General features: G+C 67.8%; 15 protein-coding genes. 7 read left to right on the top strand and 8 right to left on the bottom strand.

Translation table 11 applies throughout. The features are described from left to right. The first annotated feature begins 89 nt into the window (after positions 1–89). Together ACYQ1Z_RS02115 and ACYQ1Z_RS02110 are read left to right on the top strand one after the other, a co-directional pair. Positions 90–1,199 (top strand): LLM class flavin-dependent oxidoreductase, encoded by a 1,110-nt coding sequence (locus tag ACYQ1Z_RS02115; protein ID WP_459790752.1) that lies wholly within the window; start codon positions 90–92, stop codon positions 1,197–1,199. Beyond that, positions 1,199–1,666: a MarR family winged helix-turn-helix transcriptional regulator gene (locus ACYQ1Z_RS02110; RefSeq protein ID WP_459790750.1), complete on the top strand. Its 468-nt coding sequence runs from the start codon at positions 1,199–1,201 to the stop codon at positions 1,664–1,666. The genes ACYQ1Z_RS02115 and ACYQ1Z_RS02110 overlap by 1 nt, the downstream gene beginning before the upstream one ends. 5 nt (positions 1,667–1,671) lie before the next feature. Here the strand turns inward: ACYQ1Z_RS02110 and ACYQ1Z_RS02105 are convergent, their stop codons facing one another. Further along, positions 1,672–2,478, bottom strand: coding sequence for a transglutaminase-like domain-containing protein (locus tag ACYQ1Z_RS02105; RefSeq protein WP_459790749.1), 807 nt, complete (start codon positions 2,476–2,478; stop codon positions 1,672–1,674). A 72-nt stretch (positions 2,479–2,550) separates the two neighbouring features. Continuing rightward, a complete protein-coding gene (locus ACYQ1Z_RS02100; RefSeq protein WP_459790748.1) occupies positions 2,551–3,366 on the bottom strand; it encodes a hypothetical protein in 816 nt (271 codons plus the stop codon). A 139-nt stretch (positions 3,367–3,505) separates the two neighbouring features. On the opposite strand from ACYQ1Z_RS02100, the gene ACYQ1Z_RS02095 reads away from it, so the two are divergent. Then, the gene (locus tag ACYQ1Z_RS02095; protein ID WP_459790747.1) at positions 3,506–4,165 is read left to right on the top strand and encodes a DUF1684 domain-containing protein; all 660 of its coding nucleotides are present in this window, start codon (positions 3,506–3,508) and stop codon (positions 4,163–4,165) included. Positions 4,166–4,181: 16 nt separating this feature from the next. Here the strand turns inward: ACYQ1Z_RS02095 and ACYQ1Z_RS02090 are convergent, their stop codons facing one another. Genes ACYQ1Z_RS02090 through ACYQ1Z_RS02070 form a run of 5 tightly spaced genes read right to left on the bottom strand, consistent with a single transcriptional unit; the run spans position 4,182 to position 9,973 of the window. Continuing rightward, entirely contained in the window at positions 4,182–5,339 is a 1,158-nt protein-coding gene (locus tag ACYQ1Z_RS02090) for a cysteine desulfurase family protein (protein WP_459790745.1), read from the bottom strand. Between the two features lie 7 nt (positions 5,340–5,346). Next, positions 5,347–6,264: a carboxylating nicotinate-nucleotide diphosphorylase gene (gene nadC / locus ACYQ1Z_RS02085; protein ID WP_459790744.1), complete on the bottom strand. Its 918-nt coding sequence runs from the start codon at positions 6,262–6,264 to the stop codon at positions 5,347–5,349. Beyond that, positions 6,257–7,945 (bottom strand): L-aspartate oxidase, encoded by a 1,689-nt coding sequence (gene nadB, locus ACYQ1Z_RS02080; RefSeq protein ID WP_459790742.1) that lies wholly within the window; start codon positions 7,943–7,945, stop codon positions 6,257–6,259. Before nadB ends, nadC begins: the two co-directional genes overlap by 8 nt. A 16-nt stretch (positions 7,946–7,961) precedes the next feature. After that, complete coding sequence (gene nadA, locus ACYQ1Z_RS02075) at positions 7,962–9,266, bottom strand: quinolinate synthase NadA (RefSeq protein WP_459790741.1); 1,305 nt, start codon at positions 9,264–9,266, stop codon at positions 7,962–7,964. Next, positions 9,263–9,973, bottom strand: coding sequence for an NUDIX hydrolase (locus ACYQ1Z_RS02070; protein WP_459790740.1), 711 nt, complete (start codon positions 9,971–9,973; stop codon positions 9,263–9,265). The genes nadA and ACYQ1Z_RS02070 overlap by 4 nt, the downstream gene beginning before the upstream one ends. A gap of 222 nt (positions 9,974–10,195) precedes the next feature. Here ACYQ1Z_RS02070 and ACYQ1Z_RS02065 point away from each other — a divergent pair, with 222 nt between their 5' ends. The 3 genes from ACYQ1Z_RS02065 to ACYQ1Z_RS02055 all read left to right on the top strand — a co-directional run bounded on the left by ACYQ1Z_RS02065 (position 10,196) and on the right by ACYQ1Z_RS02055 (position 13,291). Next, the gene (locus ACYQ1Z_RS02065; protein ID WP_459790738.1) at positions 10,196–11,620 is read left to right on the top strand and encodes an amino acid permease; all 1,425 of its coding nucleotides are present in this window, start codon (positions 10,196–10,198) and stop codon (positions 11,618–11,620) included. Positions 11,621–11,678: 58 nt separating this feature from the next. After that, positions 11,679–12,506, top strand: a complete 828-nt coding sequence (locus ACYQ1Z_RS02060; protein ID WP_459790736.1) for an alpha/beta fold hydrolase — start codon at positions 11,679–11,681, stop codon at positions 12,504–12,506. 140 nt (positions 12,507–12,646) lie between these two features. After that, a complete protein-coding gene (locus ACYQ1Z_RS02055) occupies positions 12,647–13,291 on the top strand; it encodes a phosphoribosyltransferase (RefSeq protein ID WP_459790735.1) in 645 nt (214 codons plus the stop codon). A 240-nt stretch (positions 13,292–13,531) separates the two neighbouring features. Here the strand turns inward: ACYQ1Z_RS02055 and ACYQ1Z_RS02050 are convergent, their stop codons facing one another. Next, positions 13,532–14,866, bottom strand: coding sequence for an MFS transporter (locus ACYQ1Z_RS02050; RefSeq protein WP_459790734.1), 1,335 nt, complete (start codon positions 14,864–14,866; stop codon positions 13,532–13,534). 255 nt (positions 14,867–15,121) lie between these two features. Here ACYQ1Z_RS02050 and ACYQ1Z_RS02045 point away from each other — a divergent pair, with 255 nt between their 5' ends. Beyond that, positions 15,122–15,856 (top strand): IclR family transcriptional regulator, encoded by a 735-nt coding sequence (locus ACYQ1Z_RS02045; protein ID WP_459790733.1) that lies wholly within the window; start codon positions 15,122–15,124, stop codon positions 15,854–15,856. Positions 15,857–15,881 lie beyond the last annotated feature (25 nt).

The following is a 15,881-nucleotide window of genomic DNA, read 5'->3' as shown; positions in this document are numbered from 1 at the left end:
TGCGTTGTATCCGTCGATAGATGCAAATGCATCTAAATTGGTCTACACTGGAACCAAGCCAGCAAGTCCAGGAAACGGAGAGGCACATCATGCAGATCGGTGTATTCAGCGTCAGCGACATCACCACGGACCCCACCACGGGGCGCACCCCAACCGAGAACGAGCGCATCAAAGCCTCGGTGGCCATCGCAAAGAAGGTCGAAGAGATCGGCATGGATGTCTACGCCCTGGGCGAGCACCACAACCGGCCGTTCTTCTCCTCTTCCCCGACCACCACGCTCGCGTATATCGCCGCGCAGACCGAGCGGATCATCCTCTCCACTGCCACCACCCTGATCACCACGAATGATCCCGTGAAGATCGCGGAGGATTTCGCGATGCTCCAGCACCTCGCGGACGGCCGGGTGGACCTGGTGCTGGGCCGCGGCAACACCGCCCCGGTCTACCCCTGGTTCGGCAAGAACATCCAGGACGGTGTTGAACTGGCGATCGAGAACTACAGCCTGCTGCGCCGGCTCTGGGACGAGGACACCGTGAACTGGTCCGGCAAGTTCCGCACACCGCTGCAGAACTTCACGTCCACGCCGCGCCCGCTCGACGGCGTTGCCCCCTTCGTCTGGCACGGCTCCATCCGCACGCCGCAGATCGCGGAAGTGGCGGCCTACTACGGTGACGGGTTCTTCGCCAACAACATCTTCTGGCCCAAGGAGCACTACCAGCAGCTGATCGGCCTCTACCGTGAGCGCTACGAGCACTACGGCCACGGCAAGGCGGACCAGGCGATCGTGGGCCTCGGCGGCCAGTTCTTCATGCGGAAGAATTCGCAGGACGCCGTCCGGGAGTTCCGGCCGTACTTCGACAACGCTCCGGTCTACGGGCATGGACCGTCGCTGGAGGACTTCACCGCTCAGACCCCGCTGACCGTGGGCAGCCCGCAGGAAGTCATTGAGAAGACCTTGACGTTCCGCGAGCACTTCGGCGATTACCAGCGCCAGCTGTTCCTGATCGACCACGCGGGCCTGCCGCTGAAAACCGTGCTGGAGCAGCTGGACCTGTTCGGTGAGGAAGTCCTTCCCGTCCTGCGCAAGGAGTACGCGGCCCGCAAGCCTGCGCATGTCCCGGACCCGCCGACCCATGCGGGCCGGGTGGCCGGCCTGCTGGCGTCCCGGGAAGCCGAGACGACCCCTGCGGAGGCGTGATGGCTGCGGGGGGAACTGAATCGCCCGTCCGCCTCGCGGCGGAAACCTGGGAGTCACTGTTCCGGGCACAGGTGGCGGTGATGCGCAAGCTGCAGTCGGGCCCGGCCTTCCGGAAGCTGGCGGTGAACGAGTATGACGTTCTGTTCACGCTGTCCCGCTGCCCATCCGGGTGGCTCCGGCTCAACGAGCTCAACGACAACGTCCTGCTGAGCCAGTCCAGCCTGAGCAGGCTGGTGGAGCGGCTGGAGAAGCGTGGGCTGGTGGCCCGGATGCCGGCGCCCGAGGACGGCCGTGGCATCCTGCTCAAGCTCACCGACGAGGGCCGGGAACTCCAGAAGGAGATTGGGCGCGAGCACGTCCGGGACATCGCCGCGCTGGTGGGTCCGGGACTGACCGCGGCCGAGCAGAAGGAACTGCGGCGGCTGACCGACAAGCTCCGGAACTCCCTGGGGAAGCGCCAGCCTTAGGTAAGCTAGCCCAGCTGCACCAGCCGGCCGGCGTCCTCGCCGGGCAGGTCACCGTCCACCGTGGCGGTGACCTGTAGCTGGTTCAGGACCAGGCTGCCGCCCACAGTGGAGAGGAACGCGGTGTCGGATGAGTCCCGCCCGGCCGTGATGCGCAGCATGGATTCACGCGGGGCAAGGCCGGTGGGGTCGATGACGTGCCAGGCACCGTCAACGTAGGCCTCGGCCACGGCGTGGAAGTCCATCGGCTTCAGTCCGGGGGCATAGACCGCCGCCAGACGCGCCGGAATGTCCTTGGACCGGAGCAGGGCGATGGCCAGGTGGGCGAAATCGCGGCATACACCACGCCGGCTCAGCAGGGTTTCCACGGCGCCGTCCGTGCCGCGGGATGAGCCGCTGAGGTAGCGCAGCTCCCCGTGGACCCAGTCTCGGACAGCCTGCACCAGGCCGCTGCCGGACACCTTGTCGAACTCCGCGTACGCGGTGGGCAGCAGGCGGTCGGATTCGGCGTACCTGCTGGGGCGGACGTAGCGGATGCGGTCGGCGAGGCTGGCTTCCTCGGGCACGCCCCGTCCGGTAACCGCAGCTGAGTACTCCACCGTCACCTCGGCCGGTTCGGTGAACTCCATGTAGTGGAACCGGCCGCCGTGATGGTCCGGGATTTCGGTCAGCGGAACCTCGGTCCCTCCGGATGTGACTGACAGGGATTCGTGGAACGACGTGTAGCCGCTGTTCCTCGCCACAGCGATGGCCATGGCCACCTTGGTGTTGGCAACGGTGCGAAAGGCCAGGCGTGCGGAAACAGAGCGTTCCATGGATCTCCGGAGGGGTGTCGGCGTTGAAAAAGTCGCCGTCTGTCCCGGCACCTGTGGGAGCCGGCAACGGGACTAGTTTTTGATCTCCAGAGACATTAGCATCCGCTGGACGTTGGCGAAGTCCGCGCTGTCGCTGGCGTACTCTGCCGCCTGGTCCAGGGTGTCGAAGGCCTTCGCGGGCGCCACTTTCTCGTCCGGTGCGAAGGCTTTCAGGGATACAAGGTCGCCGAACGACCAGTCCCCCTTGCCGGCCGGTCCCCGAACGGTATTGCGGAGCTCGCAGGCCATATTGTCCGTGCCGCCCACAACATTGGTGATGCCGTAGGAGCCGAAGTAACGGTAACCCTGGATCACGCGGAAGACCACGCGCGGGGGGATGGTTCCCTCACCGCCCTGCGCGGACACCTCCACGGGGAGGCTGCTGATCACGGTGTAGGGCCGGCGTGACGCTTCCGGACATTCAGCGGACGACGGCGGCAGGCCGGTCCGCAGCGCAGCCATGAAAGTGCCGTCGGGCTTCTTGACCTCGACCTTGAGCGCGCCTGGCAGTGCCCGTTCCTCCGGCGCCACCGACTGGGCAATCCAATCCCTGGGCAGCTCAAAGCTTACTGTCTTTGCGGGATCAGAAAATGTCTTCCAGGCCGTGGCGGTTGCCGCGGTTTGCGGGGCCGTGGGCGTTGCTGACGCGGTGGACGCTGCGCCGCCGGGTGCCGTCGCCGATGCCCCCGGGGTCACTGCCGGGGCAGCGCCGTCCGGGGCTGCGGTCCAGGCGGGGGCGCCGGCCTGCGGGCTCGAACACCCGGCCAGGACTATCCCCGCTGCCACACAGGGCGCACCAGCCAGGAGGACTGCCCGGAACCGCCGGGCCGCCGTTGCCTTGCCATTCATAACGCCAGCCTAGCGGCGCCACAAGGTGGAACACGTCGGCCCGGAGGGTGTTTCGCCCGCCCCGGCAGGCAACGGGAGGCACGCAGGCCGGGGCAGGACGTGCCGCCGCCGGACCCGGCACCGGGACTAGGCTGGAGCTATGGTGGAACAGCACGGCGCAGCCGAAGAAAACCCCGCGGACATGTCGGCGGTGGACATCGCAGATTGGCGGCTGCGGACCTTTGCCCTCTACGACAACGTCCGGAAGATCGCGGCCGAAAGCCCGGCGGAGGCCCACTCCTACTGGCGGCACCAGCGGGACCTGATGTTTGCCACCCATCCGGCCTCGGCGCTCACCCGGGAAGGCAAGGCGATGTTCTCAGGCCTTAAAACAGCCGACTACGACCCCATCTACCGGTTCCATGTGCCGTTGACCAAGGAGGGCGCCGGCCGGGAAATGACGGTGGAAACCGGGACCGACGGAGTGGTCCGTTTCATCCGGATGGGCACATTCGACCTGCCGGAAATGGGACAGCTCGCGGTCTGGAAGCTCCACGGATACGGCGGAGGCATCTTTGTACCCTTCCGGGACGCGACCGCCGGACAACCGGGCGGAAGCTACGGTGCGGGCAGGTACCTGCTGGACACTATCAAGGGCGCCTTCCACGGCATCCAGGGCACCGGCCCCGACGCCACGTTCGTGCTCGACTTCAACTTCGCCTACAACCCTTCCTGCGCCTACAACGAGGCGTGGGCCTGTCCGCTGGCCGGCCCGGCAAACCGGCTGGCCGTTGACATCCCGGTGGGCGAACTGTACTGACCGCGGGCGGGTGCGGTTAGCCCGCTCCAAGCGACCTGACGCTGGCGACGGCGGCCAACACCGCGGCGGCAGCGGTATCGAGTTCCTCCGCGGTAACGGACGAGTCAAAGCTGAACCGCACTGCGGTCTGCGCCACCCCTTCGGGGATTCCCATGACGGTCAGCACGGGCGAGGGGGCGTCGGACCCGGCGGCACAGGCCGAACCGCTTGAACACACGACGCCCTGGCGTTCGAGTTCCAGCAGCACGGACTCGCCGCTGGTTCCCGGGAAGCAGAACGAGGCGACCGAAGGCAACCGGTCGGTTTTGTGCCCGGTAAGGACCGCGTCCGGAACGCCGGACAGTACAGCCCCGATGAAGGTGTCCCGGAGCGCCGTGACCTGCGCCGCGCGTTCCTGCTGGCGGGTCTGCGAAAGCGCCAGTGCCGTGGCCAGGCCGACTGCTCCCGCCACGTTTTCCGTCCCGGACCGCCTGCCGCGTTCCTGGCCGCCGCCGTGGATGACCGGTTCCACCCTGGTCCGGCCCCGCACGAAGAGGATCCCGCAGCCCTTGGGTGCGCCGATTTTGTGGCCTGAGATGCTCAGGGCGTCCACGCCCAGCGTGGCCGTGTCCAGTGGAAGCCAGCCGGCGGCCTGCACGGCGTCAGTGTGGAAGGGGATGCCGAGTCCCCGTGCCAGCGCGGCCAGTTCCGCGACCGGCTGGACCGTGCCCACTTCATTGTTGGCGTACATGATGCTGACCAGGGCAGTTGCCGGGGTGAGGACCGCTTCGAGGGCGGCCGGTGTGACCTGCCCTGCGCCGTCCACGGGAACCACATCTACGGCGAAGCCGTGGAAGCGCTCCAGGTAACGGGCGGATTCCTCCACTGCCGGGTGTTCGACGGCGCTGATCACCACCCGGTTCAGCGCAGGGTCGGCGGCCTGCCGGGCGAGAGCGATGCCCTTGACGGCAAGGTTGTCCGCTTCGGTGCCGCCGGAGGTGAAGGTCACTTCACCGGGCCGGCACCCCAGGACGGCCGCCACCGACGCTCGGGCGGCGGCCAGTGCCCGCGCTGCCGAGTCCCCCAGCGCATGGTGGCTGGACGGGTTGCCGAACTCGCCGGTGAGGTACGGCCACATGGCTTCGAGCACCTCGCGGCGCACTGGAGTGGTGGCGGCGGCGTCGAGGAAGATCATGCGGTGCTCACCCCGCGTTCAGTTCGATGTCCAGGCCGAGGTCCAGTGCGGCCACCGTGTGCGTCAGGGCCCCTACGGAGATCACGTCCACGCCCGTGGCGGCGATGGCCGCGACGGTGCCCAGGTTGACGTTCCCGCTGGCTTCGACGCGTGCACGCCCCGCCACCAGGGCAACCCCGGCTTTCAGCTCCTCCACCGTGAAGTTGTCCAGCATGATGGTGTCTACCCCCGCCGCGAGGACGGGTTCGATCTGGTCCATCCGGTCCACCTCGACTTCAAAGTGCGTGGTGTGTCCCAGCTGGGCTTTGGCCGCGGCGAGGAGCCGGGTGAGCCTGGCGGGATCCCCGCCGGTCATGACGGCCAGGTGGTTGTCTTTGGCGAGGACCGCGTCGGACAGGCTGTAGCGGTGGTTGGCGCCGCCGCCGCAGCGGACCGCAAAGCGTTCCAGGACCCGCAAGCCCGGGGTCGTCTTGCGGGTGTCGGTGATGCGGGCCGGTGTTCCTGCCGTGAGTTGAACGTATTCCGCGGTCCGGGTGGCGATGGCCGACATGCGCTGGACCAGGTTCAGGGCCACCCGTTCGGCGAGCAGCACGGAGCGCGCGGCTCCGCTGACCCGTGCAAGGTGAGTGCCGGCGTCGAACCTTTCCCCGTCCGCCACCAGCAACTGAACCGTTGTGGCGGGGTCGACCAGCTGCATGGCGTCCCGGAAAACGGTCGCGCCGCTCAGGACGCCGGGCACACGGGCGTTCAGGACGGCCGTGGCACGGGCGCCGGCAGGGATCAGCAGCTGGGAGGTGATGTCGCCGGCGGGGGCGTCCTCGGCGAAGGCCCGTTCCAGGATGTCCCGGACGGGCGCCGCAGGGAGCGTGAGGTCCGGCGCGGTGCGGGTCCGCGCGGCGGGGTCGAGGACGGAGTGTTCAGTCATGGAGAAGGCTCGCTTTCGGCCGGAAGGGAATGGTCTCGGAAGTTGCGACGGGTTCGTCTGCGCGGTAGTGGGCGCCGAGCGAGTCAGGCCGGGCAAGGGCGGCACGTACCAGCAGCCGGGCAGCCAGCAAAAGGTTCCGGTCCTCGTGGACGGAAGGGTCGGCCTCCAGTGGAGCGCCGGTTTCAGGAAGCACGACGGCGGCCCACCGCTCCAGGATCGCAGCGGCCTCACCCAACAGCTCCCCCGACCGGAGAACCCCGGCGTGCGAAGTCATCAGGGCCCGGAGAGCATCACGGGAGAACGGCTCTCCAGCCGCATCCCCAGCGAAGTTGACGTGCGCACTTGCGTTCCGCGGAGGGGCACCGGCAGGCGGCACCCACGCCGAGGGATCGTCGACGTCACCGGAGAGGAAGTCTTCAACAGCGCGACGGCCGAAGACGAGGCCCTCGAGGAGGGAGTTGCTGGCCAGCCGGTTTGCCCCTTGGGCGCCGGTGCAGGCAACTTCCCCGGCGGCATAGAGCCCGGGAACGCTGGTGCGGCCGGCGAGGTCGGTGGCGATGCCGCCCATCCAGTAGTGGGCGGCGGGCGCGACGGGGACGGCTTCGCGGGTCCAGTCGATGCCGGCGGCGCGGGTTTTGCGGGTGAGGGTGGGGAACCGGCGTTCGAGGAAACCGGGTCCGCGCGCTTCTTCTATGCCGCTGGCGTCAAGGTAGACATGGCCATTGGGGTTGCCGAGCTTGGCCAGGTGCAGGGCGATGCTGCGGGACACGACGTCGCGCGGCGCGAGTTCGGCGTCGGGGTGGTAGGCGCGCATGAAGCGGCGGCCGCCGTCGTCCAGCAGGACGGCACCTTCCCCGCGGACGGCTTCGGAGATCAGCAGCGGCCCGCCAAGGTCGGCACGCCGTCCTGCCGCGGAGACCAGGCAGGTGGGGTGGAACTGGAAGAACTCCAGGTCGGCCACAGCCGCGCCGGCGCGCACGGCGAGCGCCAGTCCGTCCGCCGTTGCCACCGCAGGGTTCGTGGTCTGTTCGAAGAGCTGGCCCGCTCCCCCGGTGGCCAGCAGGACCGCATCGGCAACTATTGCCGACACGCGCCCGTCCTGCACGTACTCAAGCCCGGTCACCCGGCCGCTGTCCTGTAGCAGGGTTGTGGCGTGCGCGCCGGCCAGGACCGTGAGAGCGCCCTGCGCCTGCGCCGAGTGCACGGCGCGGATCAGCGCATCCGCAATCCTGGCTCCGGTCGCATCGCCTCCTGCGTGCAGGATGCGCGGTGCACTGTGTGCGGCTTCGAGCCCCAGGGCGGGGCCGCCGTCGTTCCCCGGGTCGAAGTGCACGCCGAAGCGCTGCAGCCCCGCGATGTCCCTGCGGGCTTCCGTGCACATGAGCCGAACGGCTTCTTCCTTGCAATGCCCGGCTCCGGCGCGCAGCGTGTCCCTGATGTGCCCGGCCACGGTGTCTCCGGGCGCCGGGTCGGGAAGCACGGCGGAGATCCCGCCCTGCGCGTACCAGGTGTTGCTTTCATCCAGCCGCCCCTTGGTCACCAGGACAACGCCGGCACCGGATTCTGCTGCCAGCAGTGCCGCATACAGGCCGGCGATGCCGCTTCCGACGACGGCGATGCGCCGGCGGCGGGCGTCACCTGCAAGGATGCTGGGGAAAACCGCTGTTCCTGGCGTGGGCATGTTCGGCTGCCTTCCGTTATGGCCGCGCGGCGAGCATGCGCTCGAGCGCGGTCCTGGCGTTGGCCTGTACGGCATCGTCCACCGTGATCCGGTTGACGATGCGGCCGGCCACCAGCTCTTCCAGCACCCAGGCGAGGTAGCCGGGGTGGATGCGGTACATGGTGGAGCAGGGGCAGATGACGGGGTCCAGGCAGAAGATGGTGTGCTGCGGGTATTCGGCGGCCAGCCGGTTCACCATGTTGATCTCCGTGCCAATGGCAAACGTGGTGGGTTCGGTGGCTGCCGCGATCGCTTTTTTGATGAAGTCGGTGGATCCGGCGGCGTCTGCGGCGTCCACGACTTCCATGGGGCATTCGGGGTGGACGATCACCTGGACACCGGGGTGGTCGGCGCGGGCCTGCTCGATCTGGCCGACTGTGAAGCGCTTGTGCACGGAGCAGAACCCGTGCCAGAGGATCACCCTGGAGTCCAGCAGGGCCTGTTCTTCGTTGCCGCCAAGGTCCTTGCGCGGGTTCCACATGGGCATCTGTTCCAGCGGAACGCCAAGGGCTTTTGCGGTGTTGCGGCCCAGGTGCTGGTCCGGGAAGAACAGGACGCGCTGCGCGCGCTGGAAGGCCCACTCCAGGACGGTTTTGGCGTTGGAGGAGGTGCAGACGATGCCGCCGTGCTCGCCGCAAAAGGCTTTCAACGCGGCGGAGGAATTCATGTAGGTGACGGGGATGACCGGGACGCGCCCGTCGGCGTCGGGTTCGGTGCCGAAGACTTCCCCGAGCTGTTCCCAGCATTCGGCCACGGAATCGGCGTCGGCCATGTCCGCCATGGAACAGCCGGCGGCGAGGTTGGGGAGAATGACGGCCTGCTCCGGCTTGGAAAGGATGTCGGCAGTTTCGGCCATGAAGTGCACGCCGCAGAAGATGATCGCCTCGGCATCCGGCCTGGTCAGGGCGGCGTTGGCCAGCTGGAAGGAGTCACCCACGAAGTCGGCGTACCGGACCACCTCGTCGCGCTGGTAGAAGTGGCCCAGGATGACGGCGCGCTCACCGAGGGCAGCCTTGGCGGCGAGGATCCGCTCGGAAAGCTCGGCGTCGCTGGCCAGCTTGTATTCCTCCGGCAGCTGCCCCTGGCGGGGAGTGGCTGCGGGGGCGACGTCACCGCTGGAGGCACCCGGGCCGTAGGCGGGGACGCCGGCGAGCGCTTCGGCGAGGTCGTAGTCCCACGGACCCTTGGCCAGGGCGGGCGAGCAGGTGCTGCCCGTCGCGGCCTTGCCCTTTTCTGCCTGCTCGCGCGTGATCAGCTGGATCGCCGTGTTGACGCTGCTCATGGTGTGCTCCTGTTGTCGGGGTCGAGGCCGGGCCGGCCGGTAAAGCGGTAGAGGCGGGGCGGGCGGTGCTTGCCGCCCTGGAGGAATTCGTCAGTTTCTTCGATTTCGGGCGTGGCTTTGAGTTGCCTGCGGAAGTTGGCGGGATCCAACTGCCGGTCCAGCACGGCCTCGTAGACTTCCCGGACCTGGGCCAGGGTGAAGTATTCGCCGAGCAGGTGGTAGGCCACCGATCCGTAGGCAAGCTTGTTGCGGAGCCGCCAGAGGGCGTAGTCCACGATCGCATTGTGGTCGAACGCCAGGTCACCAAGCCGGTCCGCGCGGAACCACTTCACGTTCTCCGAGATGTCTGCCAGCGCGGCCTCGGTGGGCTGCACCAGCGCCCAGTACACGATGGACACCACGCGCTGGGTGGGTGAACGGTGCAGGCCGCCGAAGGCGTACAACTGTTCCAGGTAACTCGGCGCCAGGCCCGTGGTTTCCCGGAGGTTCCGCGAGGCGGCGTCCTGGAGGGATTCGTCATGGCTGAGCGGTCCGCCCGGCAGCGCCCACAAACCCTTGAACGGTTCGCGGATGCGCCGCACCAGGGGCAGCCAGAGGGTGGGCCGGCCGGACGTTTCGCTGGGCCGCAGGGCGAAGATCACCGTGGAGATGGCGAGCGACGGCGGCGCGGACTGGCGCTCGGAGACGTTCGCTGAGCTGTAATACATGCGGCCTCCTCCCGGGCGCCCTCGCATCGTCCTAGTTATGGTCACTGTGACCATAAGTCATTCTACGGCCGTGATGCCTGAAATTCGAAATGTTTCCGCCCCTTTCCTCAAAGCCCTCTCCCGCGGCGGCTTCCCCCGCCGCGGTTCAGCCCCTCCGCCAAAGACGGTAAATTCGAGTGGTCCCAAGAGGATCAGTCCCCAGACCCCAAGAAGGTTCACCGCATGACAACGAAGTCCGTCCCCACCCGCACGCAGGGCCACCTCGGCCACAGCATGAAGCCCCGGCAGCTCACCATGATGGGTCTCGGAAGCGCCATTGGCGCCGGGCTCTTCCTGGGCTCCGGCGCCGGAATCCAGGCGGCAGGACCCGCCGTCCTTATCTCCTATCTGGTGGCAGGAACGCTGATCATCCTGGTCATGTGGGCACTGGGCGAGATGGCCGCGGCAAACCCGAACAGCGGCGCGTTCTCCGTCTACGCCGAACGGGCCCTTGGCAGGACGGCCGGGGCCACGATCGGATGGCTGTGGTGGCTGCAGCTGGTTGTGGTGATCGCTGCCGAGGCGCTGGGCGCTGCGGGGCTGTTGTATACGGTGTGGCCCGTCATCCCGGTCTGGGCGCTCGCCCTGGTCTTCATGGTGGTTTTCACGGCCATCAACCTGGCGGGAGTGCGGAACTTCGGTGAGTTCGAGTTCTGGTTCGCCATCCTCAAGGTGGCGGCGATCGTGCTGTTCCTGGCGGTCGGCCTCGCCCTGCTCCTGGGCCTGCTGCCGGACGTCACCTCCCCGGGGCTGTCCAACCTCACGGCTGACTTCGCCCCGCAGGGGCTCGGGGGCATCGCGGCTGCACTTTTTGTGGTGATCTTCGCCTTTGGCGGCACCGAGATCGTCTCCGTGGCCGCGGCCGAAACGGAGTACCCCGAGCACAGCGTGGGCAAGGCCATCCGCACAGTGGTGTGGCGCATCCTGGTGTTCTACATCGGCTCCGTGTTCGTGATAGCCGCAGTCCTTCCCGCATCATCCGAAGGGCTCGCCTCGCCTTTCGCCGGGGTCCTGGACGTCGCCCGGATCCCGGGCGCCGCTACCGCCATCACCCTGGTGGCCGTCGTCGCCCTCCTGTCCGCGTTGAACGCCAACCTGTACGGTGCATCCCGGATGGTGTATTCGCTGGCAGGGCGCGGCGAGGCACCCGCATTCCTTGCCCGCGTGGCCGGCGCCGGCGTTCCCATGCTGGCCGTAGGTGTATCGGTCGCCTTCGGATTCATCGCCACCGTCCTGGAACTGCTGTTCCCGGAACGGATCCTCCCGGCGCTCTTCCAGCTGGTGGGCTCCACCTGCCTGGTGGTCTGGGGCAGCGCGCTGGTGTCGCAGCTGATCCTGCGGCGGCGGGCAGACCGGGACGACACGCCCCTGCCCCTTCGCATGAAGGGCTTTCCCGGCCTGACCGTCCTGGGCCTGGTCCTGCTGGGCATGATCTTCGCCGTTGGCCTCAGTGCCGCGGGCAGCCGCGCACAGCTGCTGGGCACATTCGCATTGGTGGCCGGCATCGCCCTCGCCAGCGCCTTGGGGTCCCGGATTGCCCGCCGCCGCAGCGCGTCCACCGGGCAGCAGCAGGACAGGAAGAATGCGGCAGCGGGACAGGTAGAGTGATGCCAGGCACCCACGCGCCGGGTCCGCCCGCGCGCCGTAGTTGATGAGGACGAACACCATGAGCGGCAGGCACACCGGCCAACAGCAGACACACACCGTGGAAGGCACCGACCCGCAGCTGTATGTCGCAGTGCATGAACCGGAGGAGGACGTTGCGCTGCGGCCGGTCCTGTTGATCCACGGCTTCTCATCCTCCTCCCGGCTCAACTGGGAGGACACGGGGTGGGTGTCTTCCCTCCTTCAGGCGGGAAGGCGGGTTATCACCGTTGACCTGCCGGGACACGGGCGCAGCGGCGCGCCCGATGACCGCGACTCCTACTCCCCCAGCAGGATCCGCGCCGACCTCCTGCAGGCTGCGTTCGACGCCGGCGTGCGTCCTTTGCAGGCCGGTGACCCGTCCAGCGGACTGGACATTGTGGGGTATTCGCTGGGCTCGCGGCTCGCCTGGGAGTTCGGCGCCACGCAGCCGGAGATCGTCCACCGCCTTGTGCTGGGCGGCCCCAACACGGCCGACCCGCTGGCGGAGTTCGACCTGGTAGCCGCCCAGGACTACCTGGCCGACGGCACCCCGATCACCGACGAGTCCACGGCACGGCTGCTGAAGATGGCCCTGCTCCTGCCCACCAACAACATCTTCGCCCTGCTCTCCTTGGTGGAGGCCATCAAGGCCGAGCCCTACGATCCCGCCGAGGCCGTTCCCCATGTGCCCATGCTCCTGGTGGCCGGCGACCAGGACGAACGGATCGCCAGCCTGCCCAAGCTCGTGGAGCTTGCCCGGGGCGCCGGAGCAATGGCCGAACAGCTCGTCCTGCCGGGCCGCAACCACACCAACGCAGTCACCAGCAGGGCCTTCAAACAGGCCGCCATCGACTTCCTGGCGGCCTGAGCGCAACCTGCCTTTGCGCCTGGATGACCGGGACCTGCCACGCCCGCTTCCGGTAAGCTCCGCCCCTTCCGGAGAACGCCCGAGGCTCTGGCTGGCGGTAGGCTGAAGCCAGGTGCAGGAAAGCCTGGAGGAGCAATAAGGTGACGCGTTTCGAAGACCGCACGGAGGCGGGCGAACGCCTGGCCGCGGTCCTTCCCCAGTTCCGTGAGCGGCCGGACACCCTGGTCCTGGGGCTGGCGCGCGGCGGGATCCCTGTTGCCGCTGCCGCCGCGAAGGCACTGTACCTTCCCTTAGGCACCGTGCTGGTGCGCAAGCTGGGCATTCCGGGCCACGAGGAAACGGCGTACGGCGCCCTGGCCTGGGCCCGCGGCCGCACCGTCCGGCTGGTCAACAAACCCCTGCTGGACCGCGTCCTGGAGCATGGGGTCCGCCGCGAGTGGCTCGATGAGGTGGAGCGGCGTGAGCGCAGCGAGTTGCTGCGGCGGGTCGATCTTTACCCCGGGACGGATTACGACCTCACCGGCAAGACCGTGCTGCTGGTGGATGACGGCCTGGCCACCGGCGCCACCATGAGGGCTGCCGTCGAGGCAGTCCGGGAAGTCGGGGCAACCACAGTGGTGGCTGCCGCCCCGGTGGGTTCCATCGATGCCGAAGCGGCAATGGAACGCGTCTGCGACGCCGTGCTGTGCCTTCACCTGCCGGGCAAGTTCCGCGCCGTGGGCAGCTTCTACCGCCACTTCGAACAGCTGACCGACGACGACGCCATCAGCTACCTGAAGCAATAACGGCGGCGGGCGGACCGCAAGGTCCGACCCGCCGCCGTCGTTAGCCTGCGTAACCCGGCAGGATGGGCCCACGCCGTCAGGGTTCCCTGGCCGAAGCGAAGCGAGGTTAGGGAGACGGTGATGGGCCCACGCCGTCAGGGTTCCCTGGCCGAAGCGAAGCGAGGTTAGGGAGACGGTGGTGGGCCCACGCCGTCAGGGTTCCCTGGCCGAAGCGAAGCGAGGTTAGGGAGACGGTGGGGACTAGTGGTGGGCACTGACTCCCAGCGGGCGGCCCTTGGTTTCCTTGGCCAGCAGCACGCCGATGGCCGAGATAACGCACAGCACCATGATGTAGATGCCGATCGAACCGGCCCATTTGGTGGCCTGCAGCAGCGACTCGGCGATGGTGGCGGCGAAAGCGCCGCCAAGGATGGCGCCGAACGCGTAGCCGATGGAGATGCCGGAGTAGCGGACGTTGGCGGGGAACATCTCGGCGTACATGGCGGACATCGGCCCGTACGACAGGCCCAGGCCGACGGTCAGGACGAACAGGGCCACGCCGTACAGCCAGATGTTCCTGGTGTCGATCAGGGCGAACATCGGAATCATCCAGGCGAACACAATGGCGTAGCCGGTCAGGAATGTCTTGACGCGGCCGATGCGGTCGGACAGCCAACCGCCCACCAGGGTGAAGATCAGCCAGCCAAAAGATGCGAGGGTGGTCGCGAGCAGGACCTGGGGGGTGGGCATCTGCAGGGTCCTGGTGGCGTAGGCGATGAAGAATGCGATGAGCAGGTAGCCGGCCGCGTTGTTGCCGATGAAGATCAGGGTGGAGTAGAGCACGGGCTTCTTGTGGCTGCGGACCAGCTCGCCGAGCGGGGCTTTGCTTTCGGCCTTGCGCATCGCCATCTCCTGGAAGACCGGGCTTTCAGCGACGGCCCGCCGGATCAGGTAGCCCACCACGATCAGCACGATGGACAGCAGGAACGGCACCCGCCAGCCCCATGCTGCGAAGTCTTCCTTCGACATGCTGCTGTTGAGGAAGAACAGCAGGCCGGTGGCAAGGATCATGCCCACGGGCACGCCGATCTGGGGGTAGGCGCCGAACAGGCCGCGCTTGTTCAGCGGGGCGTGTTCAACCGCCATGAGCGCAGCACCGCCCCATTCTCCGCCGGCCGAGAAGCCCTGGACGATCCGGAGGAGGATCAGCAGGACGGGTGCCCAGGCGCCAATCTGGGCGTAGGTGGGCAGCATGCCGATCAGGGCGGTGGCTGCCCCCATCATCACCAGCGTGAAGACGAGCATGGCCTTGCGCCCGAGCCGGTCGCCCAGGTGGCCGGCGATGACCGCACCGAGGGGCCGGAAGAGGAAGCTGATGCCGATCAGCGCAAAGGAGAGGATCTGGGCCAGGCCGGGGTTGGACTGGTTCAGCGGTGCGAGGAACAGCGGCGACAGCAACGTTGCTGTCAGCTGGGCAAAGATGAAGAAGTCGTACCACTCGATGGTGGTGCCGACGAGGGTGCCGGCGAGGACTTTGCGCTCCTCCCGCCGGGAGCTGGGGCCGGCGAGGGTGTCCACCTTTGAAGGTGTGGTCATTGAAACTCCATTGTTCAGTGTCGTGGCGGCAGGGCCGCGGGCGCCTACGGGATTACCGACAGAACGGTCAGTTAGTTAGTAGGGTACTACGAAAATGTGAGGCGGAACACGCCCAGGTCAAAGTTTTGTGCTCATGGCATGCCGTGTTCTGCCGTTCTATATTGGAAACGTCAATTCGACTATTGCAAAGGCCCCGCGCGCGGAGTCCCGGACGCTGGTTCTGGCTGCCAGCGCGGGCAACCTAGGATGGACACCATGACTTCCCCCGCCGCAGCCCCGGCCGGAGCAGCGCCCGCCCAGGCGTCTCCGTCACAGACCCTGTCCCGCGGCATTCGCGCCCTGGAAATCCTGGCGGCGGCCGCCGGTCCCCTGACCATCGCCGAACTGGCGGATGCGATGGGCGTGCACCGTTCGGTGGCTTACCGGATCCTGCGTACCCTTGAGGACCACTCGCTGTTGGTCCGGGACGACGCCGGCCGTGTCCAGCCCGGCCCGGGACTCGCCGTTTTGGCCCGCGGCGTATCGCGCAATCTCCAGGCGGCGGCGCTGCCGGAGCTGACCCACCTGGCTAACAGCCTGGACATGACCGCGTTTGTTGCGGTGTGGGACCACCAGGACTGCATTACCCTGCTCACGGTGGAGCCCAGGCACTCCGGGGCAACGGTCGCCCAGCACCCGGGGACACGGCATCCCATCAATGCCGGTGCACCCGGCATCGCCATCCAGTCAGCGCTTACCAAAGCTGAGTGGGACCGCCTCGGCACGGGAATCCCCTACCGGCCCGAAGCGGCAGAGGCCCGCAGCAGGGGATACTCGGCCAGCCATGACGAGGTCATCGCCGGCGTGTCCTCGCTGGCAGCCCCTGTCCGGGTGCCCGGAGGGCGGCCGGCCGCACTCGCCGTCGTCTACATCCGCTCCGCCCATGATCCCGCCACGGTGGGCTCTGCCCTTGCCGAAAGCGCGGCGCGGATCGAACGCCAGCTGGCATAGCCGGCCACACGCCGGCAGGACGGGC

The sequence above is a fragment of the Arthrobacter sp. AD-310 genome (assembly GCF_054656615.1).
This window is presented reverse-complemented; position numbering and strand designations above follow the sequence as displayed.